This is a genomic window from Pseudomonas sp. BF-R-24 (genome assembly GCF_019947335.1).
In the GTDB taxonomy this organism is placed as follows: Bacteria; Pseudomonadota; Gammaproteobacteria; order Pseudomonadales; family Pseudomonadaceae; genus Aquipseudomonas; species Aquipseudomonas jessenii.
On the sequence record NZ_JAGYGG010000090.1, the window covers coordinates 1 to 1,527 of the forward strand.

The 1,527-nt window shown below is 50.8% G+C and carries 1 rRNA gene; it reads left to right on the top strand.

The annotated features are described in order from the left end of the window. Positions 1–55 precede the first annotated feature (55 nt). Positions 56–1,527 (top strand): 23S ribosomal RNA (locus KGA98_RS28400); the annotation flags it as partial.

The following is a 1,527-nucleotide window of genomic DNA, read 5'->3' on the forward strand; positions in this document are numbered from 1 at the left end:
CGAATTTTCGGCGAATGTCGTCTTCATAGTATAACCAGATTGCTTGGGGTTATATGGTCAAGTGAAGAAGCGCATACGGTGGATGCCTTGGCAGTCAGAGGCGATGAAAGACGTGGTAGCCTGCGAAAAGCTTCGGGGAGTCGGCAAACAGACTTTGATCCGGAGATGTCTGAATGGGGGAACCCAGCCATCATAAGATGGTTATCTTGTACTGAATACATAGGTGCAAGAGGCGAACCAGGGGAACTGAAACATCTAAGTACCCTGAGGAAAAGAAATCAACCGAGATTCCCTTAGTAGTGGCGAGCGAACGGGGACTAGCCCTTAAGTGGCTTTGAGATTAGCGGAACGCTCTGGAAAGTGCGGCCATAGTGGGTGATAGCCCTGTACGCGAAAATCTCTTAGTCATGAAATCGAGTAGGACGGAGCACGAGAAACTTTGTCTGAATATGGGGGGACCATCCTCCAAGGCTAAATACTACTGACTGACCGATAGTGAACTAGTACCGTGAGGGAAAGGCGAAAAGAACCCCGGAGAGGGGAGTGAAATAGATCCTGAAACCGTATGCGTACAAGCAGTGGGAGCCCACTTTGTTGGGTGACTGCGTACCTTTTGTATAATGGGTCAGCGACTTATTTTCAGTGGCGAGCTTAACCGAATAGGGGAGGCGTAGCGAAAGCGAGTCTTAATAGGGCGTCTAGTCGCTGGGAATAGACCCGAAACCGGGCGATCTATCCATGGGCAGGTTGAAGGTTAGGTAACACTGACTGGAGGACCGAACCGACTACCGTTGAAAAGTTAGCGGATGACCTGTGGATCGGAGTGAAAGGCTAATCAAGCTCGGAGATAGCTGGTTCTCCTCGAAAGCTATTTAGGTAGCGCCTCATGTATCACTGTAGGGGGTAGAGCACTGTTTCGGCTAGGGGGTCATCCCGACTTACCAAACCGATGCAAACTCCGAATACCTACAAGTGCCGAGCATGGGAGACACACGGCGGGTGCTAACGTCCGTCGTGAAAAGGGAAACAACCCAGACCGTCAGCTAAGGTCCCAAAGTTATGGTTAAGTGGGAAACGATGTGGGAAGGCTTAGACAGCTAGGAGGTTGGCTTAGAAGCAGCCACCCTTTAAAGAAAGCGTAATAGCTCACTAGTCGAGTCGGCCTGCGCGGAAGATGTAACGGGGCTCAAACCATACACCGAAGCTACGGGTATCACCTTCGGGTGATGCGGTAGAGGAGCGTTCTGTAAGCCTGTGAAGGTGAGTTGAGAAGCTTGCTGGAGGTATCAGAAGTGCGAATGCTGACATGAGTAACGACAATGGGTGTGAAAAACACCCACGCCGAAAGACCAAGGTTTCCTGCGCAACGTTAATCGACGCAGGGTTAGTCGGTCCCTAAGGCGAGGCTGAAAAGCGTAGTCGATGGAAAACAGGTTAATATTCCTGTACTTCTGGTTATTGCGATGGAGGGACGGAGAAGGCTAGGCCAGCTTGGCGTTGGTTGTCCAAGTTTAAGGTGGTAGGCTG